Consider the following 24,915-nt stretch of genomic DNA (forward strand, 5'->3'; position numbering starts at 1 on the left):
CCGAACCGTCAGCGAGCGCAGACTGAAAGTACGCGCGCTACCCGTTCGACGGGCGCGCGGCGATCCAGCGAATCAATAGGCGTAGACGAGCAACCGCATGCCGATCAGCATGGCCATCCCTGCCTCGCGGCGCAAGGGAATTACCGCTCGGGCGCGTCGAAGAGAATCGGCCGCCACGCGAATCAGGGCAACGGCACCCAGCCGTTCGCCGGAACCGAATCTCCGTCGCCCAGCTCCCGGTCGGTGACGCCTTGGCCGATCCGGCCCTTGTTCTCGTTGAGGTCGCTGATCAGCTCCGAGACCGGATGCGAATCGCTGTAGTGATACCCCTGCGCGAGCGCGAAGCCCAGTTCGGTGAGCACGGCGGCCTGATATTCGGTCTCCACGCCCTCGGCGATGACCTGCAGGTCCAGCGCGTTGGAGAGCGCGGCGATCACGCCGAGCAAGGGCGGCGCGGGCGAATCCGAGCGGATCGCGGCGACGAAGGACTGATCGACCTTGAGAATGTCGCTCGGCAGCGTGGCCAGTCGGCTGAGCGAGGAGTATCCCGTGCCGAAGTCGTCGATGGCGATGCGCACGCCACGGTCGCGCAGGGTGTGCAGATTCTCGATCGCGGTCTGGGATTCGGCGGCCAGCTCACTCTCGGTCACTTCGAGCACCAACTGGTCGGCGGGCCACCCCGTGGCGGCGAGGATGCCCGCCACCCGGTCGGCGTAACCGGTCTCGGCCAGCTCCAGCCCGCTGACGTTCACGTTCAGTGTGAGATCCAGTTGGGCGAAGGTTTCCTGCAATCGGGCGGCGTCCGCGCAGGCCCGGCGCAGCACCAGTTCGTCCAGATCGGCGATGAGGTCGTATTCCTCGGCGACGCGGATCAAGCCCTCGGTGGTGACATCCGGTTGCGCGCTCGACGACCAGCGCAGCAGCGCCTCCACACCGACCGCCTTGCCGCCGCCTTCGGTCAGGCTGACGATCGGCTGGTAGTGCACGTCGAGGGCGCCCCGGTCGATCGCCTCGCGCAGTTCCACCGCCAGCGGCAGCTGCCGCGAGGACTCCAGCACCGTCCGGTTGCGTCCGGCCTGCTTGGCCCGGTATAGGCCGACGTCAGCGCGGCTGACCAGCAGCGACCCCGATTCGCCCGGCTGCCAGGAGGTCACGCCGGCCGAGCAGCCGGTGGTCACCGCGGCGCGCAGCTGTTCGGTGAGCAGGATCGCGGCCTGCTCGGTGGTGTTCGGCAGCAGCAAGGCGAACGCGTCCCCGCCGTAACGCGCCAGGCGCTGATCGGGAGCCAAAAGTTTCGACCAGGTGTCGGCCACCCGCTGCAGGACGGCGTCACCGGCGCGGTGCCCGAGATGGTCGTTGATCTTCTGGAAACGGTCCAGGTCGACCAGCACCAGCGCGAGTCCGTGCCCGGACCTGGTGGCCTGCTGGATCGCGGTGTTCAGCGCCCGGTCGAAGCCGCGCCGGTTGAGCAGGCCGGTGAGCACGTCGATGTCGGCTTCGGACGCCATCCTGGTCAGGATCCCGACGACGACGCCGACACCGAAGGTCACGCCGGCCGGGATCAGGCCCGACCACCACGGCAACCCGGGCGTCACCGGCCGCGCGGGCAGCACCCACAGGCACAGCGCCAAGGCGAACGCGATATGGGCGGCGGCCTGCGACCAGGCGAAGAACAGGGCGGCGTCGCACGCGATGAAGACGTAGAACGCCGCGAGGCTGATCGCGCCCACCGTGTTCGGGAACGAATGCACCGCGATCGTCACCAACACCGTCGCGATCGCGACATAGACGTGATGGATCGAATGCGGCAGCCGCGGACCCCATGCGAGCAGCGTGAGACCGAGCACCAGCGCCACCGCTGCCGCCCCGCCTACCAGCGGACGATTACCCTCTTCACCAGGGGCGATGGCGGTGATCAGCAGACCGAGCACCCCGCCCATGACGTAGAACGCCCCGGTGGTCCGAGCCATGACCATAGCCGTCGCCAACGCAGACGCGGCCCGCACCCGGGTTCGGGTATCGCCGCGAGACCCGATTCCTCGCACGACGAATAGCCTAGACATAAGGAATCCCCCTGGTTGCCACATCCCGGGAATACGGCATGGCGAACCAGTAGCTATTTACCTGAACGTCATTCGTCCGTTGTCAATTCGTCGGTCGGAGCACGTCGGTACCGACGAACGGGACCAGGGCGGACGGCACCCGGACCGACCCGTCGGCTTGCTGGTGGTTCTCCAGAATGGCCACGATCCAGCGGGTGGTGGCGAGCGTGCCGTTCAAGGTCGCGGCGATCTGCGGCCTTCCGTTCTCGTCTCGATAGCGGACGGCCAGCCGCCGCGCCTGGTAGGTGGTGCAGTTGGAGGTCGAGGTGAGCTCCCGGTAGGTCTGCTGCGTGGGCACCCACGCCTCGCAGTCGAACTTGCGCGCGGCGGAGCTGCCGAGATCACCGGCCGCGACGTCGATCACCCGGTAGGGCACCTCGATCGCCGCGAGCATCTCCTGTTCCCAGGCGAGCAGACGCTGATGTTCGGCGTCGGCCTGGTCGGGCGTGGTGAAGACGAACATCTCCACCTTGTCGAACTGGTGCACCCGGATGATGCCGCGGGTGTCCTTGCCGTAGCTGCCCGCCTCCCGGCGGAAACACGACGACCAGCCCGCATAGCGCTTGGGGCCGTCGCTCAAGTCGAGGATCTCGTCCGAGTGGTAACCCGCCAGCGGCACCTCCGAGGTGCCGACCAAGTAGAGGTCGTCGTCGGCGAGGTGGTAGACCTCCGCCGCGTGCTGGCCGAGGAACCCCGTGCCCGCCATGACCTCCGGGCGTACCAGCACCGGCGGAATCATCATGGTGAAGCCGTTGGCCACCGCCTTCTGCGCGGCCAGCTGCAGCATTCCCAGCTGGAGCAGCGCGCCGTAGCCGGTCAGGAAGTAGAACCGGGCGCCGGAGACCTTCGCGCCGCGCTCCATGTCGATCAGGCCGAGCGACTCGCCGAGTTCCAGGTGGTCCTTCGGCTCGAAGTCGAACTCCCGCGGCGTGCCGACCGTTTGCAGCACGACGAAATCGGCCTCGCCACCCGCGGGCGCGCCGTCCTGCACCACATTGGAGATGGCGCGGTGCGCGGTGTCCAGATCCACGTCGGCGGCGTGCTGGGCGGCCTCGGCCTCTTTGACCTTGACCGACATCTCCGACGCCTGCGCCAGCAGCGCGGACCGCTCGTCCTTGCTCGCCTTACCGATCAGCTTGCCCATCGCCTTGTGCTCGGCGCGCAGGTTGTCCGCGGTGGCCACCGCGGCACGCCGCGCCGCGTCCGCCTCGAGCAGCGCGTCGACGAGAACGGGGTCTTCGCCGCGGGCGCGCTGCGAGGCGCGGACCGCGTCCGGGTTGTCCCGCAGGAATCGGAGGTCGATCATGGGCCACCAGCCTAGTAGTCGGTGTGTTGCGCTTTCACGCCGATATCCCAGGATGCGGACCATCCACCCCGGATCGCGCGCATAGTGGGTTTGTGGGCACCCCATTCGACGAGACGGCCATCGACAACGCGCTGGCCGATCTCGCGGCGGGCGAGAAAGTGTGGGCCGCGACGTCGCTGCGCCGCCGCCGCTTGCTGCTCGACGAGATCCACGCCAGGACCGGCCGCCTCGCGGAGGACTGGGTGCGCGCGGCGTGCGTCGTCAAGGATCTCGGCGAGCACTCCGCGCTGGTCGGTGAGGAGTGGATGTCCGGGCCGCTCACGCTGCTGCAAGCCACGGCCGCGCTGTCGGCGACCCTGGCCGCGCTGGAGACCGGGCGAAGCCCGCTGGCGGGCATCACGCTGCGGGAGGCGCCGGGCGGGCGGCTGGCGGTGCCGGTATTCCCGTTCGGCGTCTACGATCGCTTGCTGCTCAACGGTTTCCGCGGCGAGGTGTGGCTGCGTCCCGGCGTCGACGCCGACGCCGCCCGTCGGCGAGCCGGACTCGCCCAGCTCGATCCCACCGCGACCGGCGGGATCGGCGCCGTGCTCGGCGCGGGCAACATCACCTCGATTCCGCCGCTGGACGCGCTGTACGAGCTGTTCGCGCACAACCGGGTGGTCGCGCTGAAGCTCAACCCGATCACCGACCCGCTGTTCACCGTGTTCGAGATGGTGTTCGAACCGCTGCTGGAGATCGGCGCGCTGCGAATTCTCACCGGCGGCGCGCAGCAGGGCGGCTACCTGGTGCGTCATCCGGACGTCGCGCACGTGCACATGACCGGCAGCGCGCAGACCCACGACGCCATCGTGTGGGGTCCCGGCGCCGAGGGCGCGGAACGCAAGCAGCACAACCGGCCACTGCTGGACAAGCCGATCAGCAGCGAACTGGGCGGCGTCTCGCCGACCATCGTGGTGCCCGGCGACTGGTCCGACGCCGATCTGCGCTACCAAGCCGAGCACGTGGCCACCCAACGGCTGCACAACGGCGGCTACAACTGCGTGGCCGCGCAGGCGGTGGTGATCGGCGCCGAGTGGGACCGCAAGGACGAGTTCCTCGCCGAACTCCGCCTGGCCATGGAGCGGGCGCCACAGCGCACGGCCTACTACCCGGGCAGCGACGCGCGGGTCGCCGACGCGCTGGCCTCGTACCCGGAGGCCGAGCGTCTCGGCGCGGGGCGGGTGCTGGTCGGCGGACTGCCGCGCACCGGCTCGCCGCTGCTGCGCACGGAGTACTTCTCCCCCGTGCTCGGCGTGGTGGAGTTGCCCTACACGGGCGGCGAGTTCTTGCAACGCGCGGTGGACTTCGCCAACGCCGAGCTGACCGGCACGCTCGGCGCGAACGTGATCGCCGATCCGACGACCATCCGCAGGCTCGGTGTCGCCTTCGACCGCGCGATCGAACGGCTGCGCTACGGCGCGATCGCGGTGAACAGCTGGACCGGTCTGGCCTTCCTCGCGCCGCGTGCCGCCTGGGGAGCCTTCCCTGGGCACACCCTCGACGACGTGCAGAGCGGTATCGGCGTGGTGCACAACGCCCTGCTGCTCGACGATGTGGAGCGCACCGTGGTGCACGGCCCGTTCCGGCCGGTGCCGCGCTCGCTGCTGGGCGGCGAACTCGCCCTCTCTCCGAAGCCGCCGTGGTTCGTCGGCAACGCCACCGCAGCGACCACCGGGCGCAGGCTCACCGAGTTCTACGCCGACGCCAACCCCGCCCGATTGCCCGGCGTCTTCCTCTCGGCCCTGCGCGGCTGAATCGCTCGTGGCCCGTGCCGCGCCGATCGGGGCAGGTCGTGGCACCGCGGCACCGACACTGCCATGATGGACCGCGATGTCCTCCGCACGCATGTCCCGGTCCCCGCAGGCGCCCAAGCGCGGCGCTTCGTCGCGCGCCGACTCGGTACGGCGCTCGTTCGACTCGGCCAGAGCCGCCCTCGCCGACGGCGAGCTGCGCGATCTGCATCTGTCGGCCCACACCTTGCGCTGGGGCCTGCTCGCGGTGGCCGTCGGCGCCGTGGTGGCGGCCCTGGTGACGCTGTTCGTCACCGGCTTCGACAACGAGAAGGGCCTGGAGGCGCACAATCCCGGCGCCCCGGCGCAGCCGGTGCTGGAGAAGGAGTTCGGCACCGCGGCGAAGGGCGACTGCCTGAGCTGGACCAAGCCGGACCGATCGGACCTGGCCAAGGTGAACTGCTCGAGCAAGCACATGTTCGAGGTCGCGGCCGACATCGACATGAGCAGGTATCCGGGCAAGGAGTTCGGTCCCGGCTCGCGGTTCCCGGACTCGCTGCGACTGACCGAGTTGAAAGAGGAGCACTGCGTGCCCGCGGTGCAGAAGTACATGTCGGGCCGGTTCGATCCGCGCGGCAGGTACATCGTCGGGCTGATGTATCCGAGCCCGGACGGCTGGCAGCACGGTGACCGCACCCTGCGCTGCGGCCTGCAGATCGCGGCCAGCGTCGGCACCCCGCCGTCGGTCGGCAGCGCCACCGAGCACGATCAGTCCAAGGTGTACGAGGCGGGCGTGTGCCTCGGCATCAACCAGAACCTGCCCACCGATCCGGTGGACTGCGCCCAGCCGCACGCCGTGGAGATCGTCTCCACCGTCGATCTGGCCGCCCACTTCAACGGAGGCCCGCCCGCGAAGGACGACCAGGACAAGTTCGTCGAGGAGGAGTGCACCCGCACGTCGACCGACTACCTGGGCGGGCCGGACGTCATCCGGAACAAGACGCTCACGCTGTTCTTCGACTACATCGATGCCCGCAGTTGGATGGCGGGCAGCCGCAAGCTGGACTGCATGATCGGCAAGGGAGCCGATCGGGAGGGCTTCGCGCCGATCACCGGGTCGGCCAAGGGCGAGATCCTGATCAACGGCCAGGCTCCGGTGCCGCCGCCGAACAACGGACGTTCCACGCCCGCACCGCTGCCGGGCGCCGCGCCCCTGCCGCCGCAGCCTCAGCCCAGGTAGCCGAGCGCCGATGCCCGTGACGATGTCCGCCGACCGGTTCGAGGAATTGGTCGGCGACGCACTGGATCTCATCCCGCCCGAGCTGACCCGCGCGATCGACAACGTGGTCGTACTGATCGAGCCGCGCGATCCGGAGAATCCACACCTGCTCGGTCTGTATCACGGCATCGCCCTCACCGAGCGTGACAGTCATTACGGCGGAGCGCTTCCCGACACCGTGACCATCTACCGCGAGGCGATCCTCGAACACTGCGCCGACGAATCCGAAGTGGTGGAAGAGGTGGCGATCACCGTGATCCACGAGATCGCACACTATTTCGGCATTGACGAAGACCGCCTGCATCAGCTGGGATGGGGATAGTCTGAACCGAGCTGTATTGCGCACCACCAGCGGTGGGTGTGTAATCGGCACGGAGATCGAAAAATTGGGGATTCGATGGAACCGATCGCGTTGCTGTCGCGTCCTATCACTCGAAGGGGGAATTCTCGTGGTTCCGCCCCACAGCCACTAGAAGGAGTCGAGTCATGGTTGGACATGTACTGATCGCACCCGAAGCCATTCTCGCCGCCGCGGCCGAACTCGACCTCGTCGCCGAACGTCTGGCCGCCGCCGCGGCGATCACCGCGCCCGCGACGCACGTGCTGCCCTCCGGGGCGGAGGAAGTCTCCTTCCTCAGCGCGAGCCATTTCAATCAGGGGGCGATGTCGCACGATCGCGCGATCGCGCAGGCGATTCTGGAGTGCCACCACGCCGCGGCGACGCTGCGCATGCAGCTGGCCCAGCATGTCGCGGGCGACGTGGTCCGCGCCGCCGGCATCAGCGCCATCCAGGTGTAGTTCCGCAAGCGAGATCCATCAGCAACGCTTTTAAGCAGGGGAGAAGTCAGACATGGTTGCAGGAGTCACCGGGGTGATCTGGGCGGCGCGCCCGTCGGAGATCAATTCGGCCACACTTCACGCGGGCGCGCACGCGATTCCGATCTCGGCCGCCGCCACCGCATGGGGCGGGCTCACCGCCGCCTGGATCGACGCGACGACGACGGTCGCCAGGGTTATGGCCGAACTCGGCGTCGGAATGCAGGGCATCAACGGCATCGCCGCGTTGGGCAAGCTCACCGGCTTCCTCGGCTGGTCCGAGCAGCAGGGCGTGCAGGCGGCCGCGATGGGCGCCAAGGCCGCGGCGAACGCCACCGCCTACACCGTCGCCGCGCTGGCGATGCCGAGCCCGCCCGAGATCGCGGCCGTCAACACCGCTTTGGCCGCGTCGGCGAACCCGCCCGGCGTGTTGAGCGGTGCGTTCGAAGCCGCCGAAGTCGCCAGGAACGCGATGGACATCCGTGCCGCGCTGGTCATGGAGACCTATGAGGCCGCGACCAGCGCCATGGTCGCCACGCCCGCCGAATTCCTGTTACCGCCGGCGATCGCCAAGGGCGCGGGGACGGCAAGTCCCGAGCAAGCGGCGGACACGACCACCGAGGTCCCGGCCGATCCGATCCAGGCTGCTGTGGCCGCCACCCAGGCATTCCTGAGCAACCCTGGGGTGGCGAGCGCTGCCACCCAGGCCGCTCAGGCCGTCGGCTCGATCGCCACCACCGGTGTCTCCACCGTCGGAAATGTCGCGGGCAGCGCGATCGCGGCCGCCACCACCAGCTCCGCGCCCTCCTTCTCCGGCATGGCTCCCATGGCCATGGGTATCGGTGCGGCAGCCACCGCTACCGGTGCGGCGACGCGTGCCGTGTCGTTCTCCGGTCTCGGATCGGCGGCGGGCATCAGCAGCGGCTCGCTCAAGCTTCCGGAAGGCTGGGGCTCCAACGGCACGATCGGTGGCAGCACGGCTCCGGTGCAGGAGAGCGTCGCGGTCAAGGGCGTCGAGGCGGCGCCGGTCCGGCCCGCCAACACCGGCAACGGCAACCCCTTGCTCGGTAACCAGGCGCGCAGCGACGAGGACGACGAGACCGAACACGACGGCCGGGACTACCTGCGGTCGACCGAGCACTTCAACGACGGCCGCTTCACCGCCGATGGGGTCATCGGCGGTGACCTCAGCGGGACGGTTAGGTGACCGTACTCGGTGCGGGCCGCAGCCCGTCGACGCTCGACGCGGTCGTCCTGTCGCTCGACGAAATGCAGTTCCTCGTAGAGAAACTGCAGATCGAGGTCCCCGTCGTCCTGAACGCGAGGGCACGGTACGACAATCTGACCGACCACAAAGCGGCGATGGACGCGGCCGCCGAGTCGCTCGCCCAGCGGGAACTCCTGATCGACGATGTGCTGCATCGGGATCTGGAGAATCGGCTGCGCGCGCTGCACCGGCCCCACTGGATCATCGCGCTGCGGTTGGTCGTCGATGGTTGGGTGAGCCGCTTCTGTCTGGCGAAGGGCGTCGACCTCCCGGTCGTCGCCCTTCGGGGACAGGACTCCTACGTCATCGATGAGGCGGGAAACGACTTGCCCGGAACGGTTCTCGCGGCACTCGGCTATGCCGAGCCGCTCGAGCTGTACGGCATGAACGCCCCGACCGAAGAGCTGGCCACGATCTTCGGCGACACCGGCGACGCCGCGGCCACCGCGGAACGGCTGGCGAAGGTGGGCAACCCGGCCCAGGACGCGAAGACCTTGGCCGCGGCTCTGGTCGAGATCCACTCGTATGCCGAGATCGTCGGTGTGATCTACGGCGATGGCACCCGAGACGCGGCCGACAACCACATCGCCGTCTTCAACACGCGCGCGGGCCGATTCATCGCGACCGCGAGCACGTCCGACGACGGCGTGAAGTGGACCTCGCTCAGCAGCGGGACTCCCGCGCGACTGCGCACGGCCGTGCAGGATCTGATCAACTTCCTACCGGAACGAGAAGAGTTCCCGCGGAATCCGAAGCTGTCCTGAAGCACCGAACGAGCGTCGCTAACCCATGGGATCGTCCGAAGTCGGTGCGACCTCGTAGCCGAACGGCGGCGTGAATCGTCCCCACCGAATGCACTCCCACCTGCCGTCCGGCATCGGTACCAGCTCGATGGTCTCGGTGTTGTCCAAGTGGTTGTTCGTGGTGAACGGCGGACGCACGTCCGAAAGCGTGCGGCCGACGAGCCGCATGGCCGCACCGTGACTGACTACCATCACGTCCCCGGGCGCGGCAACGTCCGGTGTCAGATACGTATTCCGCAGCTCCTCGATCGCGGGCAGGAACCGATCCAGCACATCCTGAGCGGATTCGCCGCCGGGCACCCGCAGCGTGAGGTCGCCCTCATGCCAGGCACGGTAGATCCGCTGGAAGGTCTGGTGCGCCTCCTCGCTGTGTTCTCCCTCCAGGTCGCCGGCCTGTACCTCGTGCAGTCCGTCGAGCACCATGGCGGCGACACCGGTCGCCGCCTCGATGTAGCTCGCGGTCTGGCGCGCGCGCAGCGCCGCCGAGGAGAACAGCACCTGCGGCGGGCGGAGCAGGCCCTCACCGAACGTCTTCGCTTGTGCCGCACCGCGTTCGGTCAGGGGCAACCCGGGAATCCGGGTGTCCAGCAGCTTGGCGACATTGCCCTCGGTCTCGCCGTGCCGGACCAGAATCAACCTCCCGGTCATAGGTCGGCCATCCCCTTTCTCAGCTGGATCAACCACTCCGCGGACGCTTCGTCCGACGGTGGTGGCGTACCGGTCGCGGAAGTCGCCGGCCAAGATCCGAGAAAGCGGATCCGCGCGGTGCGGTGCAGCGCCTTGAGCGCCTCGGCCACCGCGGTGTCGTCGATGTGCCCGACGCAGTCCAGATAGAAACGGTAGGTGCCCATGCCCGTTCGGGTGGGCCGGGACTCGATCCTGGTCAGATCGATACCGCGCGTGGCGAACTCGGCGAAGGCGCGCATCAGCGAGCCCGGTACGTTCGGCAGCTCGAGCACGATCGAGGTGCGGTCGGCGCCGGTGGCGGGCGGCGCCGCGGTGGGCCGGGTGCACAGCACGAACCGCGTGATCGCCTGCTCGTGATCGGCGACCCCGGAGGCCAGCGCGATCAATCCCAGCCGCTCTCCGGCCAGGGCGGTCGACACGGCGGCGTCCGCGTGGCCCGCCACCACGTCCTCGGCGGCGGCGGCGTTGGACGCCGAGGTGTAGGGCTGCGCCTGCGGCAGATGCCGCGCCACCCACAACCGGACCTGCGCGGCGGCCACGGGGTAAGCGGCGAGAGTGCGCACGTCGGGTAACGCCGTGCCCGGCTTGCCGAGGATCGTGAAACTCACTTCGAGTTCGGTCTCGGCGACGATCTGCAGGCGCGGACCGATTGCCAGGGAGTCGAGCGTCGCCGAGATCGACCCCTCCACGGAACTCTCGATCGGCACCACCGCGCCATCCACTTCACCGGAACGGATCAGGTCGAGCGCGGCGCCTTGGCTGGGCGCGGCGATCCGCTCGACGGGCCCGGCGAAGGTTCCCGAGGATTCCAATTGAGCGAGGGCCATCTCGGTGAAAGTTCCGGACGGCCCGAAGTACGCGATTCGCGGCACGGTTACGAGATTACTTGCGCGCTCGTTCGGCTCCCCACCAATTGCGAAGGGCCTGCCGGTCCGGGTCATCTGTTCCACGACCGCCTCAGCGGTGTTCAACCTCCGTTGAGCACGCGCAACGCGGCGTTCACCCGGTCCGCGGCCTCGGTTTCGATGGCGAGCAGGACCGAACGGACCGCCTCGACGGCCGGCGGTTTCAGCGAGGTCAGGAAGGCGATGTCGGGGTCGCGCAGGGCCGCGCCGATGTCCTCGCCGCACAGGGCAGCGGCTGTGGCGGCGACGATGGCCAGCGCCCGTTCCCCCGAGGAAGTGCGCGCGACGAAGCCGGTATCGGAGTGGGCCACGTGCGCGAGGAAGTCGGCGATCCCGGTGTCGGGCGCGTCCAGCTCCAGCGTCGGCGCGGCGGGACTTGCGCCGATGTTGCGGACCAGCCCGTCGACCAGACTGCGCCGCGGCGGCGTCGACAACGTCACCAGCACCGGTTCTGCGGATTCCGACCCTTCCGACACGCCCTCACCGTAACAACCCGGTTCGACCGGAACCCATCCAGTTCGCTGCGATCAGCCGGATCGGAACGCTTGCGGAACCCCCGCCTCGTCACTTAGCTTAGGGTAACCTAATCAATAGTCAAGCGCGCCACGCTCCACGGAGGTTTGTATGCCGCGTCCGTCCTCGACCTTCGCACCGTCCACCGCCGAGCGAGTGCGCAGCGCATGCGCGCACGCGGAGCAAGCGGTGCTGGCCATGCCGGGCATCGATCCGACGCCCGCGTCCGTGCACCACGTACGGCAGTGCGGCGATGCCGTGATCGCGGTGCCGACGGCCTCGGTCGCCGCGATCCTGGCAGGCAACTCCGGAGACCACGGCGCGCCCGCGGTGCTGGAGCTCACCGACCACGCCCCGCTACCGCTGCGCGAGCCGGTGCGCGCGTTGGTCTGGCTGCGCGGTTGGGTACGGGCGGTGCCCACCCAGGCGCAGCGCGTGCTGGCCACCGAGGTGGCCAAGGATTACCCGCATCCGGGCCTGCTCGACATCGGCTTCGGCGCCACCCTGCTGCGGCTGGTGATCGACTCCGCGGTGGTGGCCGACTCGACCGGCGCGGAATCGGTGCGCAGCGACGAACTGCGCCTGGCGCAGCCGGATCCGTTCTGCGCCATGGAATCCGCGTGGCTGCAGCACATGCAGGCCGATCACGCCGATGTCGTCGCCCAGCTGGCCAGGCATCTGCCGCCACACCTGCGGCGCGGCATCGTGCACCCGCTGGCCATCGACCGGTACGGGCTCACGCTGCGGGTGGAAGGACACGACGGCGACCACGACTTCCGCTTGCCGTTCAGCGCACCGGCGCACGACATCGAGGGGCTCAGCCGCGCCGTGCGCACACTGGCGGGCTGCCCGTTCCTCAATGGATTGCGCCGGATCTGACCCGCCGCCCGATCAAGCCGATCTTCAGCGGCATCGGGCCGGCGAACGGAAGTACCAAGGCGAAGAACGGGATGACCGGCCCGAGAAGACGGACGAGATAGCGTTCCATGGCCCCTGCCCGCAGAGGTTGTGGACAACCGGCGCAGTTGACCACGATGCGTGGAGCGCCGGACTCGACGACCCGCGCGACGGCCGCGCTGACCTCGTCGTTGCTGGTGACATCGGCGGGAATGAGGGTGAGAGGCGGACGGCGCATCGGCTGGGGCGCACGCACTCCCGACGCGGTTGGCTGCTCGGCTGACACGCACACCGACGCGGCGAATGGCAATCGCACCGATTCGTTCAACGCGGGCGGACGACGGACGTCAACCACACCGATTCGTTCGATCCCGACCTGTGGCGAATCCGCGGTGAGCGGTCCGGCTGCCTCGAGCGCATCGTGCCCGGGCTGATCCAGCGCCGCTTGGTCGCACACTCCTTCGGTGAACCGTCGTTCAGAGGGATGCTCCGGTGAGCCGGAGTGGCGGCTGCTCGCCGCAGCGCGCGCAGACCCGATGTCCGAGCTCGACCGAGTGGCGGGCCGGGTTGGGCCACCAGGCCCGGAAGCATGCGCCGCAGCGGAGACGCCGACGACGCACCAGGCAGTTCACATGCCGACGCGCCGCGCGCCGCGGCGGACGAGCGCAATAGATTCGACCCATGCGTGCGGAGTCCAGAGCCGAGTGGGACGAGGCCGAGCCGACCGATCGGGAGCGGCTGGCGATCAAACTCGAGATCGCCGTGGTGCTGCTGGTCACGTTCGGGCTCAGCGGGCTCAGCGCCGCGCTCTCGCTGGTGGAGAGCGCGCTCGCCCCGGGCGGGATCGGCGGACGGACCGTCGCGCTGAATCCGTCGCGAGCCACGCAGTCCACCATCGACCTGCTCTTCCAGCTGCTCAGCGTGCTGCGGCTGCTCGGCTGGGCCGCGCTCGGCCTCTATCTGCTGTGGCGCGGGGGCATCGGCCCGCGACTGATCGGGCTGGCGAACCGGCTCCGTTGGCGCGCCGACGTGCTACCCGGCTTGACGCTGGCCGCGATCATCGGGTTGCCGGGACTCGGGCTGTATCTCGCCGCGCACGCACTCGGCGTCAGCGTGACGATAGTCCCCGCCTCGCTCGGCGACTACTGGTGGCGACTGCCCGCGCTCGTCCTCTCGGCCTGCGCGAACGCCTTGGCCGAAGAGGTCATCGTGGTCGCGTTCCTGCTCACCCGGCTGCGCAGGCTCGGATGGTCGGCGAACTCGGCTCTGCTGGCCTCGGCTGTGCTGCGGGGCAGCTATCACTTGTACCAAGGAATCGGCGGCGGGCTCGGAAACTTTGTGATGGGCGTCATATTCGGCCGCTATTGGCAGCGCACGAATCGGCTGTGGCCGCTGGTCCTCGCCCATGCGACCATCGATGCGGTCGCCTACATCGGCTACACCGTTCTGCGCGGCCATGTTTCGTGGCTGCCGTGACGCAACTGTGCCCTCGGCAGCGCTAACAACCCGGTGCCGCCTGCGAATTACGGAACAGCGCCGCTTCCGCGTGCGCCCGCGTCCACATGCGGCACGTCACAACCGCCCGATAAGTAGAGTTCCAGTGATGAACGGCGACGACCCCCAGCGCAACGCGCATACGCGCCGGATGCCGCCGCCCGGCAGACCCGGTGAACCTCCGATGCGCCGTCGCATGCCGCCTCCGGGGTCCGGCGGTCCGCCGCCGATCGAGCCCACGCAGGTCGTGCGCCGTGATGGAACCGCCGACCCCCACGCACAGCCGCTGGCGTATTCGCAGGTCCCGCCCGAACAGGCGCGGCGAATGCCGCCGCCTCCCCCGGCCCGCAGGCACGCCCCCACGCAGCGCCCGGTGCCGCATCACGAAGTTCCGTCGCACGCGCCGACACAGCGGCCGGTTCCGTATCACGAAGGTCCGCCGCACACGCCGCCCCGGAAACCGAGGCCGTTCCGCGAAGGCCCCCCACCGGTGCCGCCACGCGGCGAGCGTCCGCCGCGGGCTCCACGACCGCGCCGCAAGCGCCACCCTTTCCGCTGGTTCCTGGTGATCCTGCTGGTCCTGGTGCTCGCCGCCGTCGGCGCCGTCATCAAGTTGGACAACTCGCTCAACCGCATCCCCGCGCTGGCGAACTACGCCAAGCGCGTCGGCGACACACCCGGCACGAACTGGCTGTTGGTCGGGTCCGACGGCCGTGGCGGACTGACTGCCGAGCAGGAGCGGGAACTCGCCACCGGCGGTGAGGTGGGCCCCGAGCGCACCGACACGATCATGCTCGTGCACGTGCCGCAGTCGGGGAAGACCACGCTGGTCAGCCTGCCGCGCGACTCGTATGTCAGCATCCCGGGCCAGGGCAAGGACAAACTGAACGCCGCGTTCGCCATCGGCGGCCCCGCGCTGCTGGTCCAGACCGTGGAGATCGCCACCGGCCTGCGGATCGACCACTACGCGCAGATCGGCTTCGGCGGCTTCGCCAGCGTGGTCGATACGCTCGGCGGCATCGACGTGTGCGTGCCCAAACCGATCGACGACCCGCTCGCCGGCATCGACCTGCCCGCGGGCTGCCAGCGACTCAACGGACCACAGGCGTTGGGTTTCGTCCGCAGTCGCGCGACCGCGCTCGCCGACCTGGACCGGATGAACAACCAGCGGATCTTCATGGCCGCCCTGCTGAAGAAGGCGACCAGTGGAGCCACGCTGGCCAATCCGTTCAAGCTCTGGCCGCTGGCGACCGACACCGCCAAGTCGCTGAAGGTCGACAACGGCGACCACATCTGGGATCTGGGCGGCCTGGGCTGGGCGCTGCGTGGCGACACCATCGCCACGGCGGTACCGGTCGGCGGATTCGAGGACACCGACAGCGGCAACGTCCTGCTGTGGGACAAGGCCAAAGCGAGCCGGTTCTTCGACGCGCTCGCCGGCGACCGTCCGATCCCGGAGGACCTGCTGACGCGGTAGCGTCGATGCCATGCCGGACATCGACGAGGCCGACGAGTCCTTTCCCGACTTGCTGCGCACCCAGATCCGTCACGGATTCACCACTGCCCAGCAGTATCTCGCGGCCGCCGTGTACTTCGACTCACGCAGACTGCCGCAGTTGGCCGGACACGCCTACGACCGGTCACGCGAGCACTACGGCAATTCGCTGCGCATGGTGCAGTACCTGCTGGACCGGGATCTCCCGGTGCAGATCGGCGGCTTGGACGAGATCGAGTCCACCTTCGAAAGCCCGCGCGGCGCGGTCGCTTCGCTGCTGGAGATCGAGCAGGTCCGCAGCGCCCGGATCAGCGATCTGGCCCACACTGCCCGCACCTCCGGCGATTATCTCGGCGAACGCTTCATCGGGTGGTTCCTCGCCGATCAGGTGAAGAACGTCGCCGGGATGAGCACGTTGCTGGCCGTGATCGACCGTGCCGACGGGCAGTTGTTCGACGTCGAGGAGTTCGTCGCCCGGGAGACACGGCCGCGGCCGCGCACCGATATTCCGGCGCCGAAAATGGCTGGAGCGGCGAAGAATTAATTAGGCAACACTAGCCTCAATAAGGCTGCACTTGGATGACACGGGTCTTGACCAGCGCTAATGTCGATGCCATGTCAAGCCATCCGGAATCACCCCGCAGCAAATTTCACAGCCTGTTGCACGATCAGATCCGGCACGAATTCAATGCCGAGCATCAGTACATCGCGATTGCGGTGTGGTTCGACAATGCCGATCTCCCGCAGCTGGCCAAGCGGTTCTACAAGCAGGCCGTCGAAGAGCGCAATCACGCGATGATGATCGTGCAGTACTTCCTGGACCGGGATATCAGCGTCGATATTTCCGGCATCGATGCCGCGAAATCGCGGTTCGAGAACGCCAGGGAGCCGATCGCGCTCGCACTGACCCAGGAGAAGACGGTCACCGAGCAGATCATCCAGCTGGCGAGCACCGCCCGCGAAGAGGGTGACTACCTGGGCGAACAGTTCATGCAGTGGTTCCTCAAGGAGCAGGTCGAGGAAGTCGCGAACATGACCACCCTGCTCACCATCGCCGATCGCGCCGGGTCGAACCTGTTCGACCTGGAGGAATTCGTCGCCCGGGAAATGAGCGGCCCGAGCGACGCCTCCGGCGCGCCTTCGGCGGCGGGCGGCTCCGTCTGACGGCGTTCGCCGAATAGGTGAAACAGGCCCGGTTCCGTATCAGGAACCGGGCCTGTCGCTGTTGGACGTTCTATCGGACGGTGAGTCGGAATGTCGGCGTAAACGACGGTTCCACCACATTTCGCAGTGGTTTGGCGAGTCTTTCCTATATTTCGAGCCGCACCGGCGGCAACCGGAAAACACCGCCGCCGACAAAGGCCGTTTCTGCCCAAGTCTCGCGATATCCGGGCTCAGCGCAAGGTGACCTGACGCGACCGCAGGCCGTCGCGGGAGCGCCGCTCGTCGGAGGTCAACGGGGCGTCGACGGCCAGCGCCTCGGACAGCCGCGCGCCGAATTCGGCTGCGGGCTCGACCCATTCGTCGGGGTGTCGCTCGCGGTCCAGGTCGAAGACCGGGACCAGCACTCCGTGCGTGCGGAACGACCCCGCGAACCGGGAACCCTCGCCGAGGTGCAGACCGCCGGAGGCGTGCACCCGGGCCAGCGCCAGCATGAGCGCGTCCTCGTCCTCCGGCCGCACCCAGCGGATGTGCGCCTTCTCGCCCGCGTCCACCCACCAGGCGGCACCGATCGTGTCGGCGGCGAGCCCGAGCCGCGCCGAGGGCATGATCGCCTGCTTGGCCTGCTCGATGGTGGCGGCGACCTGCGGGTCGGGCTCGACCCCTGCGGGCACCCACCAGTCGAAGTCCTGGTGCACGGTCAAGTCCAGGCTCGCGGCGGGATCGATGACATCGGCCAGCCGCGGGCCTCCCGCGACGCTTTCCACCGAGGTCAGCGAATCACCGGGCTCGGCGGACTGGGTCCATAGGATCGCCGCGGCCAGATCGGCGGCCGGATCCGCGCCCTGGAACTGCACCTGCGCGCCGACGTAACCGCTGGGCTCGTCACCGGCGCGCACCAACGCGGCCACCGCGCCGGGCAGCACCGTTGCGAGCACGACCGGCCGCTCCGCCGCGACCTCGGCCGCCAGCGTCAACCGGGCGGTGGCCGAAGGAACGAATTCGCGCAGCGCGACCAGATCGCACTCCGCGGCCAGGCCCTCGAACGGACGGGTGACGACTTGTGCCGCCTGCTCCTGCGCCGCTCGCCGCTCGGCGAGACGCTGCGCCCGGTTCCCACCGGGCTTAGGACTGTTGCGCTTGCTTTTACCCACGAGGGGTCAACCTACCGTGTTTCTTGGCTGTGTTTGTTTTTCCAGCGCCTGCGGCGCTGGGTGTTCGCGGATGCTCGGTCTCGCTTCGCTCGAAACCGGGGATTGAGGTGGCGTGGTCGCGGCAGGGAGCAATCGCGCAAACTAGTTCACCGGGTGGGCGTGGCGAAAGGCCGCCGAACTCGGCGCGGCGTCGAGCGCCCGCCATCGACCTGGACGCCACAGAGATTCCGCTACGGCACCACCGCACCTGCGACGACCACTTCGATGCGGTCCGACCTGCACCCCCCAACGTTCACCGCACCGTATTCCGCTCTGATCTAGGCGTACGTCGCAGCGACGGACGATCGAGGATTTGTTGGAAGCCACGACAACCCCTTCCGGCGGAACCGGGTCAGGCGGCGGGGAGCAGGGACTTGGTGCGGCCGGGGTGGTTCGTGGCGATCCAGCTGACGCCGAGGTCGGCGCACAATTGGACGTCGTCGGGGTCGTCGACGGTCCAGCAGTAGGTGGCGCGGCCGGCGGCGGCGGCCTTGTCGACCAGGTCGGGGTGCTCGCGCAGTGTTTTCACCGAGGGGCCGACGGCTGTGGCGCCGACGGTGGTGGCCGCCGATCCGCCCAGGTAGCGCGACGATTCGCCGAGCAGGACGGTGGGCAGCAGCGGGGCGGCGCGGCGGATGCGCCACACGGCGGTGGCCGCGAACGACATGACGACCGCGCGGGAATGATCCGCCGAGGCGGGGGTGGCGATGCCGAAGCGCTGGAGCTCGGCGAGCAGCTTGTTCTCCACCAGCGCGCCGTAGCGGACCGGGTGCTTGGTCTCGATGAACAGCTTGGTCGGCCTGCTACGCCAGTCCAGCACCAGGCTGATCAGCTCGCTGAGGGTCAGCACCGAGGCCGGATCGCCGTCGGCGCCGAAATCCAGTGCCCGCAGCTCCTCCAACGTCATCTCGCTGACCAGACCGCTGCCCGAGGAGGTCCGGTCGACGGTGCGGTCGTGCACGCACACCAGATGTCCGTCCCTGGTCAGCCGGACATCGCACTCGACGCCGTCGGCGCCCTCCTGGAGCGCCAACTCGTAGGCGGCGAGCGTGTGCTCGGGGCGCGCCGCCGAGGCGCCTCGATGCGCGACGACGAACGGCGCGCGACTGCCCTGGCTCACTTGGCCATAACCTCCTCCTGCTCACGGTCCTCAGCACCGTTGTCCTCGTGCGCGTCGGCGCCCGCCTGTGCACGTCCGCCGGGATGCACCGGCTCGATCACCGGCACCGCGGGGTCGACCGCGATCAGCCAGCGGCGCGCGGTCCGGCTGCGACCGAGTAGGTCATGCCCCTCGATCGTGCGCAACACCCAGAGGGTCAGCAACGCGACCGCGGCGGCGACCGCGTCGGTGAACGCGGTGAACAGCACCCCGTCCGCCTCGGCTTGCAACGAATCCGCGGTCCGCCACAGTAGCGCGGCCACCGTGACGAGGCCGCCGAAGACCCACGCGGCCCACCAGATCCGGACCGCCCGTCCCGTCCTGGGATCACCCTGCAATGCGGCCACTTCGCTCAGGAAGACCCCCGGCCACAGCAGGTTGACCACCGGAATCAGGCAGCCGAGCGCGAGCGCTCGCGGCGAACGCGGGTCGCGCCTGCCCGTGGCGGCGTAGGCCGAGCGCCTGATCTCGATCAGTCTTCCGACGGTGGCCGCGGCCGCCAGCAGCGCGAGCACGACCGCGAGCACTCCGGCGCCGATCACGAACGCGTCGGAGGCGAAGAGGACGGCGGGGTGGATCAGGCGCGTCCGGTTGCGCAGCAACACCCCGTAGCGCGCCAGTTCCGCGACGGCCGCGAGTCCGAAGACGACGGCGGTCGCGACGAGCAATCTGATCACCGAGTGGGTCAACTTGCCGAACGGGCGACGCGCCGCGCCGCCCGCGTGCGGTGGCGGGTCGATCAGGCCCCAGCGCGGGATCTGCGTGTACCGAGGCGTGCGGCTCGGCGGGGCCGGTCGGACGGCCGACTGCGCTCGCCGACCGCGCTGGTCGGGCTTGCGCGCCACCCAGCGGTAGTTGCGACGGTCGGCGGGCGCGTCGATCGGCCCCGGCGAGAGGAGTACGCCGCGGCAGCGCGGGCACCAGTGCATCGGCGCCCCTTGCACGGCCCAGCGCGCACCGCAGCGCGCACAAGGTTGCACCACCGTACTCACCCGCGCACCTCGTTCTTTCGTCAGTAGATCTTCGCCTCGTGGTCGCCCTCCGCGACCAGCGGGCGGCCGGCGTGCTGCCATGCCACCATGCCCCCGTTGACCTGGATGGCCTCATAGCCGATGTGCGTGAGATATTCGACCACCTGAAGCGACCGACCGCCCTGCCTGCAGATGATGTAGAGATCCGCGTCGTACTCCAGCTCGTCGATCCGGGCGGGAACGTCGACCATCGGGATGTGGATCGCGCCCGGGGCGTGTCCGAGCCGCCACTCGTCGTCCTCACGGACGTCGAGCAGGATCGATCGCGGCGTGTCGGCCGACGCGGGCGCGCTGCTGTCGAATTCGGCAGGCACGTCCTCCACCGTGACCGACGGAACGTGGGGGCTCGTCACAGATTCGATCCTGCCATGCGTGGCGGACCGCCGTGCAGTTCCATGCCAGGGGAGCGACCTCGACAGCGAGCCACGACTTCGGGTATGTTCTCCCCTCCGGAACTCGACCGCGCACCCGCCCGATGCTGGTTGTGCATAACTCGGGCGAAGTTATCCACATAATCCACAGCTCGATCCACAAGGCGCAGGTGTCGAAGGCGTTTCGCCGGATTGAACCGGCTTTCTAGCAACTGATCAGCTATCGACCTGGGGTAGTTGCGAACCCTTGGTCCGTTCTCGGCATGCTTTACCTGATCGAAGTACGGATCAGTCCCTAACGGTCGAGCGATGCGAATGGCCGATCCGGGACTCCCCTCCATACCAATCCCGGAGCGGCCATTCGTCGCCGACATCGGAACCCGCGGCCGAAGAGGGCCCGATATCTACTTGGACGGCGCCGAGGCGCATTCGGTTCCATCGAATCCAGAACGCCGCCGAAATCCCGCGATCCGGCGAAGACGATCGGTAGCCTGGGCGCATGAACGTGAGCAGGGGGCTACGCCACGGAATGGACATCGCAGGGCTCAATATCGCGTTGTCCGAGGCCACGTGCCTCGGCCTCGCGATCGACGAGGCCGCCGCAGAACTGCGACTCGACCTCGAAGTGCTGACTCTTCCCGAACGCGGAACGGCGGCGGAGGACTATCGGGTGCAGGTGACGTTCACCGGCGTGAGCCGGGTCGCCGCGTCACTGCGGACGCAGCATTGGGACGACCTGGAACCCAGGGTGCTGCCGCTGCGACTGGAAGGCCTGGACGAGGCGATCCGGAGTTTCGGCGGCGGGCGGCTGCACGGTTGGGAGTTCATCGATCTCGACGACAGCAGTTGGGCGCTGTGGAGCGAGTTGCTCAGCTTCGACACCCGCATCGGTGATCGCGAATCCGCACACGTTCTGGAGTTCTCCCAGGAGGAGGGCATCGATCCGCGCGAATTGGACGTCCGGGTGTGGTTCGACGGCATCACCGTGTACGACGCGCGGGGCAAGCAGATCCCGCTGGCGGACTTCGTCGCGGGCGGCGCGCGGTGGTGGCGGGCGCACGATGCGGGCGACCCGCGAGCCAGTCGTCCGGGAATCGCGCCGCCGCTCTGAGCGCCGAACCGTCGCGAGTGAACCGCACTTTTGGGTGCGGTTCGTCGCACCTCGGCGCTCAGGCGCCCGTGCCCACCGGGCAACTCACTCCGGTGGCGTGAACGGGGCAGTATCCCCCGGGATTCTTGGCCAGGTACTGCTGGTGATAGCCCTCGGCATAGTAGAAGGCCGCCAGCCCGGGCAGCGGCGTGATCTCCGTGGTGATCTGCCCGTATCCCGCCGCGGCCAGCCGCTTACCGTAGGACTCGGCCGTCGAGCCGACGAGGTCGGCCTGCTCGGCGCCGAAGGTGAAGACGGCCGAACGATATTGGGTGCCGCGGTCGTTTCCCTGCCGCATGCCTTGGGTGGGATCGTGGTTCTCCCAGAAGTGCTCGAGGATGCCCGCGTAGTCGATCACCGCGGGATCGAACACGACGAGCACCGCTTCCGCGTGACCCGTCCGTCCGCTGCATACCTCTTCGTAGGTGGGATTCGGCGTGTACCCGCCGACATAACCGACTGCCGTGGAGTAGACGCCGTCGAGTTCCCAGAAGCCTTTCTCCGCGCCCCAGAAGCAGCCCATCGCGACGACTGCGAGCTGGAGCCCCTCGGGAAACGGCGGGCGGATCGGGTGACCGTTGACGTAGTGGGTATCCGGCACGTCGAGCGGTTCCGCCCGGCCGGGCAGGGCTTGCTCGGGAGCGACCATGACGGGTTCGGGGAGGCTCAGACGCCCCACTAGTTCGTCGTACCACGACATGGTTCGATGCTACGCGTGCGTTTCCAGTGGGGCCGATGTGCGTGATGTGACGGTGCGCGACCCGCTAGGTGTGAGCGGCGTCACCGGAATGCGCGAGCGTGGGCCCGAGTTGGAATCGACCGGGTGTACGAATGATGGTTGGCTGTGTCCGGAACGGGGCACAACCAGCCCGACATAGGAAGGGACAACGTGGCCGAGTACACGCTGCCAGATCTGGATTACGACTACAGCGCCCTGGAGCCCCACATCTCCGGGCAGATCAACGAGCTTCATCATTCCAAGCACCACGCCGCTTACGTCGCGGGCGCGAACACCGCACTGGAGAAGCTGGAAGCCGCTCGCGAGTCGGGCGATCACAGCGCCATCTTCCTGCACGAGAAGAACCTCGCGTTCCACCTGGGTGGGCACGTCAACCACTCCATCTGGTGGAAGAACCTCTCCCCCAACGGCGGCGACAAGCCGGTCGGCGAACTGGCCGCGGCCATCGACGACCAGTTCGGTTCGTTCGACAAGTTCCGCGCGCAGTTCACCGCCGCGGCCAACGGCCTGCAGGGTTCCGGCTGGGCGGTGCTCGGCTTCGACACCCTCGGCCAGAAGCTGCTGACCTTCCAGCTCTACGACCAGCAGGCCAACGTCCCGTTGGGCATCATCCCGCTGCTGCAGGTCGACATGTGGGAGCACGCTTTCTACCTGCAGTACAAGAACGTCAAGGCGGACTACGTCACCGCGTTCTGGAACGTCGTCAACTGGGCCGACGTGCAGGAGCGCTTCGCCAAGGCGACTTCGCAGGCCAAGGGCCTCATCTTCGGCTGAGCCTGTTCGGCACGCCGGAACCGGGTCCGCGAATCCGTCCGCCACGCGCGGCCGGATTCGCGGGCCCGTTCTGTTCTCCGGTGACGCGGACATGTTGCCGGGAACGCCACCCGCCCCGCCTGTATCCGGAGTCCCTGAGGTGGGGCGGGATCCGTCGAGTGCGCAGCCGGATTGCCCTCCTCCACGCCCCCGGCCGCCCGATTGGCACTCTTTGGTACTTGTGTGCCAGGTGACTCGTGGTTCATATTCGGGAAATCCACCCCAAAGGAACGGGCAAGGTCGCCCCCGGGTACGACAACGGGAGGCAGGAATGCGCACGAACGAACCGATCGGCATCACGCCGTTCCATTCGCGCGGGTCGCTGCGCGGCTTCTTGATCTCCGGCCGCTGGCCGGACACCACCAAGGAGTGGGCGCAGGTGCTGGTCCTAGCGGTGCGTGTGGCCACGTTACCCGGGCTGCTGACCACCTCGACGGTGTTCGGAGTCCGTGAGGACCTGCCCGACGACCCCGCCCCGGGCACGGTCGGCTTGGTGCTGGCCGAAGGGCCCGTGCTCGGCGACGAGGCCGTGGAACCCGGCCGTTTCGCCGACCATGTGCCACCGGCGTTGCTGATGCTGCATCCGCCGTCCGAAACCCGCCCGACGCTGCCCGAATGCGCGGGTGCGGCCTCCGGCTGCGTCTTGCTGCCCGGCGTGCCCCACCTGGGGCTGGAACACCGTGCCGCGTGGGTCGAGGCGGAGTCGGACGGAACCGTGACCTCGCTGGTCAGCCGGGTCGGACTGGACCCGATCAGCGATCCCGATACCGCAGTTCTGGCTATGCTGCTGGCCGCGTGAGGGTAACCGAAATTCTGCACGTGGATCGCCAAACTTATTGTGCGCATTGCGATTTCGATTACAGCGGGTTGGCACGAGCGGAACGTGGCGGTAGAGTCGCAAGCAGCGAAGGGGAGTAGCCCCCAATCACACAGTCGACATACTGACCCGCCGAGCCCGCTCGGGCCGGGTCCGGCTGTGTGAACCGGCTTCCGGCCGGTGGGCGAGACCTTCGGCCTGGACAACCATTTCGTTGTCGGCCGGAGCGTCCCCATATCTCCGGTCGGCAGGCCGGAGACCTTGGAGCCGCCACACATGATCGCCACCGTATTGCTCACCATCGGCGTCGTCTTCCTCGCCGAGCTCGGTGACAAGTCCCAGCTGATGGCGCTGACGTTCGCGCTGCGCTACCGCTGGTGGGTGGTGCTCGGCGGCATCGCGACAGCCTCCGCGGCGGTGCACCTGATCTCGGTCGGCATCGGCTATTTCCTCGGTGCGGCGCTGCCCACCACGGCGATCGCGCTGATCGCCGCCGTCACCTTCCTGGCCGTCGGCCTGTGGACGTTGCGCGAGCACTTCGGCACCGGCGAGCAAGACCCGGAGCCGAAGGCGCCGAAAGTGGGCGGTGCGCCGTTCTTCGTGGTGCTGTCCGCGTTCCTGCTCGCCGAGCTGGGCGATCGCACCATGTTCGCGACCGCCGCGCTGGCCACGGACTACGACTGGGTAGGCGTCTGGCTGGGCTCGACCATCGGCATGGTCGCCGCCGACGCGCTCGCCATCGCGGTGGGCATTCTGGTCGGCAAGCATCTGCCGGAGCACACGATCGGCATCGGCTCGGGCCTGCTGTTCCTCTACTTCGGCGCGGCGACCCTGCTCGGCGCGACCGCACCGGCCCTCGGCGGTGTCGCCGTCGCCGGGCTCGCGGCGCTGGTTCCCGCGCTGGCCGGTGCGGCGCTGCTGCTCACGCGGATGGCTCGCCGCTCGAGTCCAGCGCAGCCCCGTACAGTCCGCCACCCTGACGCAACAGCTCCAGCAGTGGTTCCCGCAGCGCCTGCAGACCGCTCGAGTCTCCGGCCGCGATCCGAGCGGTGACCATCGAACCGACCGCCGCGGCCAGGGCCTGACAGGCGAAACGCTGCTGGTCGGTCCGCGCGTCGAGCACGGCGGCGATCAACTCGACGAATCGC

General features: G+C 68.6%; 26 protein-coding genes. 15 read left to right on the plus strand and 11 right to left on the minus strand.

Going from position 1 to position 24,915, the window contains the following annotated elements:
* Window positions 1-182 precede the first annotated feature (182 nt).
* Complete coding sequence (locus ACWESM_RS17915; RefSeq protein ID WP_355073270.1) at window positions 183-1,970, minus strand: putative bifunctional diguanylate cyclase/phosphodiesterase; 1,788 nt, start codon at window positions 1,968-1,970, stop codon at window positions 183-185.
* Between the two features lie 175 nt (window positions 1,971-2,145).
* The gene (serS, locus tag ACWESM_RS17920; RefSeq protein WP_355073272.1) at window positions 2,146-3,408 is read right to left on the minus strand and encodes a serine--tRNA ligase; all 1,263 of its coding nucleotides are present in this window, start codon (window positions 3,406-3,408) and stop codon (window positions 2,146-2,148) included.
* Between the two features lie 92 nt (window positions 3,409-3,500).
* On the opposite strand from serS, the gene ACWESM_RS17925 reads away from it, so the two are divergent.
* From ACWESM_RS17925 to ACWESM_RS17950, 6 genes are all read left to right on the plus strand, one after another.
* Window positions 3,501-5,201 (plus strand): aldehyde dehydrogenase family protein, encoded by a 1,701-nt coding sequence (locus ACWESM_RS17925; RefSeq protein WP_364432741.1) that lies wholly within the window; start codon window positions 3,501-3,503, stop codon window positions 5,199-5,201.
* 76 nt (window positions 5,202-5,277) lie between these two features.
* On the plus strand, window positions 5,278-6,417 hold the full coding sequence (locus ACWESM_RS17930) for a septum formation family protein (protein ID WP_452492677.1): 1,140 nt from the start codon (window positions 5,278-5,280) through the stop codon (window positions 6,415-6,417).
* Between the two features lie 10 nt (window positions 6,418-6,427).
* Entirely contained in the window at window positions 6,428-6,778 is a 351-nt protein-coding gene (locus ACWESM_RS17935) for a metallopeptidase family protein (protein ID WP_355073276.1), read from the plus strand.
* 164 nt (window positions 6,779-6,942) lie between these two features.
* Complete coding sequence (locus tag ACWESM_RS17940) at window positions 6,943-7,254, plus strand: PE domain-containing protein (protein WP_159849106.1); 312 nt, start codon at window positions 6,943-6,945, stop codon at window positions 7,252-7,254.
* 52 nt (window positions 7,255-7,306) lie between these two features.
* Window positions 7,307-8,479 (plus strand): PPE family protein, encoded by a 1,173-nt coding sequence (locus ACWESM_RS17945; RefSeq protein WP_355073278.1) that lies wholly within the window; start codon window positions 7,307-7,309, stop codon window positions 8,477-8,479.
* Entirely contained in the window at window positions 8,476-9,303 is an 828-nt protein-coding gene (locus ACWESM_RS17950; RefSeq protein ID WP_364432732.1) for an ESX secretion-associated protein EspG, read from the plus strand. The genes ACWESM_RS17945 and ACWESM_RS17950 overlap by 4 nt, the downstream gene beginning before the upstream one ends.
* 18 nt (window positions 9,304-9,321) lie before the next feature.
* On the opposite strand, the gene ACWESM_RS17955 is transcribed toward ACWESM_RS17950, so the two are convergent.
* The 3 genes from ACWESM_RS17955 to ACWESM_RS17965 form a co-directional block, all read right to left on the minus strand.
* Entirely contained in the window at window positions 9,322-9,990 is a 669-nt protein-coding gene (locus tag ACWESM_RS17955) for a histidine phosphatase family protein (RefSeq protein ID WP_355073282.1), read from the minus strand.
* A complete protein-coding gene (pheA, locus tag ACWESM_RS17960) occupies window positions 9,987-10,901 on the minus strand; it encodes a prephenate dehydratase (protein WP_355073283.1) in 915 nt (304 codons plus the stop codon). The genes ACWESM_RS17955 and pheA overlap by 4 nt, the downstream gene beginning before the upstream one ends.
* A gap of 95 nt (window positions 10,902-10,996) precedes the next feature.
* On the minus strand, window positions 10,997-11,410 hold the full coding sequence (locus ACWESM_RS17965; RefSeq protein WP_364432725.1) for a hypothetical protein: 414 nt from the start codon (window positions 11,408-11,410) through the stop codon (window positions 10,997-10,999).
* A gap of 148 nt (window positions 11,411-11,558) precedes the next feature.
* On the opposite strand from ACWESM_RS17965, the gene ACWESM_RS17970 reads away from it, so the two are divergent.
* Window positions 11,559-12,326, plus strand: coding sequence for a DUF2470 domain-containing protein (locus ACWESM_RS17970; RefSeq protein WP_397278754.1), 768 nt, complete (start codon window positions 11,559-11,561; stop codon window positions 12,324-12,326).
* Here ACWESM_RS17970 and ACWESM_RS17975 read toward each other — a convergent pair.
* Window positions 12,304-12,582, minus strand: coding sequence for a hypothetical protein (locus tag ACWESM_RS17975; RefSeq protein WP_452492680.1), 279 nt, complete (start codon window positions 12,580-12,582; stop codon window positions 12,304-12,306). The two genes, ACWESM_RS17970 and ACWESM_RS17975, sit on opposite strands and share 23 nt — an antisense overlap.
* Window positions 12,583-13,025: 443 nt before the next feature.
* Here ACWESM_RS17975 and ACWESM_RS17980 point away from each other — a divergent pair, with 443 nt between their 5' ends.
* From ACWESM_RS17980 to ACWESM_RS17995, 4 genes are all read left to right on the plus strand, one after another.
* The gene (locus tag ACWESM_RS17980; RefSeq protein WP_355073288.1) at window positions 13,026-13,820 is read left to right on the plus strand and encodes a CPBP family intramembrane glutamic endopeptidase; all 795 of its coding nucleotides are present in this window, start codon (window positions 13,026-13,028) and stop codon (window positions 13,818-13,820) included.
* Window positions 13,821-14,034: 214 nt separating this feature from the next.
* Window positions 14,035-15,315: an LCP family protein gene (locus ACWESM_RS17985; protein WP_452492872.1), complete on the plus strand. Its 1,281-nt coding sequence runs from the start codon at window positions 14,035-14,037 to the stop codon at window positions 15,313-15,315.
* 10 nt (window positions 15,316-15,325) lie between these two features.
* Window positions 15,326-15,877, plus strand: a complete 552-nt coding sequence (locus ACWESM_RS17990; RefSeq protein WP_355073291.1) for a ferritin — start codon at window positions 15,326-15,328, stop codon at window positions 15,875-15,877.
* 71 nt (window positions 15,878-15,948) lie between these two features.
* Complete coding sequence (locus tag ACWESM_RS17995; protein ID WP_355073293.1) at window positions 15,949-16,497, plus strand: ferritin; 549 nt, start codon at window positions 15,949-15,951, stop codon at window positions 16,495-16,497.
* A gap of 230 nt (window positions 16,498-16,727) precedes the next feature.
* Here ACWESM_RS17995 and ACWESM_RS18000 read toward each other — a convergent pair whose 3' ends face one another.
* The 4 genes from ACWESM_RS18000 to ACWESM_RS18015 all read right to left on the minus strand — a co-directional run bounded on the left by ACWESM_RS18000 (window position 16,728) and on the right by ACWESM_RS18015 (window position 20,230).
* Complete coding sequence (locus tag ACWESM_RS18000) at window positions 16,728-17,648, minus strand: DUF5926 family protein (RefSeq protein WP_355073295.1); 921 nt, start codon at window positions 17,646-17,648, stop codon at window positions 16,728-16,730.
* 391 nt (window positions 17,649-18,039) lie between these two features.
* Window positions 18,040-18,807, minus strand: a complete 768-nt coding sequence (locus ACWESM_RS18005; RefSeq protein ID WP_355073296.1) for a glycerophosphodiester phosphodiesterase — start codon at window positions 18,805-18,807, stop codon at window positions 18,040-18,042.
* Window positions 18,804-19,838, minus strand: coding sequence for a DUF4328 domain-containing protein (locus ACWESM_RS18010; RefSeq protein WP_355073297.1), 1,035 nt, complete (start codon window positions 19,836-19,838; stop codon window positions 18,804-18,806). The genes ACWESM_RS18005 and ACWESM_RS18010 overlap by 4 nt, the downstream gene beginning before the upstream one ends.
* A gap of 20 nt (window positions 19,839-19,858) precedes the next feature.
* Window positions 19,859-20,230 carry a rhodanese-like domain-containing protein gene (locus ACWESM_RS18015; protein ID WP_379249755.1) on the minus strand — a complete coding sequence of 124 codons (372 nt, stop codon included), beginning with the start codon at window positions 20,228-20,230 and terminating at the stop codon, window positions 19,859-19,861.
* Between the two features lie 517 nt (window positions 20,231-20,747).
* Here ACWESM_RS18015 and ACWESM_RS18020 point away from each other — a divergent pair.
* On the plus strand, window positions 20,748-21,359 hold the full coding sequence (locus ACWESM_RS18020) for a hypothetical protein (protein ID WP_364434023.1): 612 nt from the start codon (window positions 20,748-20,750) through the stop codon (window positions 21,357-21,359).
* A 58-nt stretch (window positions 21,360-21,417) separates the two neighbouring features.
* On the opposite strand, the gene msrA is transcribed toward ACWESM_RS18020, so the two are convergent.
* Window positions 21,418-22,098, minus strand: coding sequence for a peptide-methionine (S)-S-oxide reductase MsrA (gene msrA / locus ACWESM_RS18025; protein WP_364434026.1), 681 nt, complete (start codon window positions 22,096-22,098; stop codon window positions 21,418-21,420).
* A 189-nt stretch (window positions 22,099-22,287) separates the two neighbouring features.
* Here msrA and ACWESM_RS18030 point away from each other — a divergent pair, with 189 nt between their 5' ends.
* From ACWESM_RS18030 to ACWESM_RS18040, 3 genes are all read left to right on the plus strand, one after another.
* Window positions 22,288-22,911 carry a superoxide dismutase gene (locus ACWESM_RS18030; protein WP_039794275.1) on the plus strand — a complete coding sequence of 208 codons (624 nt, stop codon included), beginning with the start codon at window positions 22,288-22,290 and terminating at the stop codon, window positions 22,909-22,911.
* A 310-nt stretch (window positions 22,912-23,221) separates the two neighbouring features.
* Window positions 23,222-23,749 carry a peptidase gene (locus ACWESM_RS18035; protein WP_355073302.1) on the plus strand — a complete coding sequence of 176 codons (528 nt, stop codon included), beginning with the start codon at window positions 23,222-23,224 and terminating at the stop codon, window positions 23,747-23,749.
* 294 nt (window positions 23,750-24,043) lie between these two features.
* Window positions 24,044-24,820 (plus strand): TMEM165/GDT1 family protein, encoded by a 777-nt coding sequence (locus tag ACWESM_RS18040; protein WP_364434031.1) that lies wholly within the window; start codon window positions 24,044-24,046, stop codon window positions 24,818-24,820.
* Window positions 24,821-24,915 lie beyond the last annotated feature (95 nt).

The organism is Nocardia sp. NPDC003999, assembly GCF_053604885.1.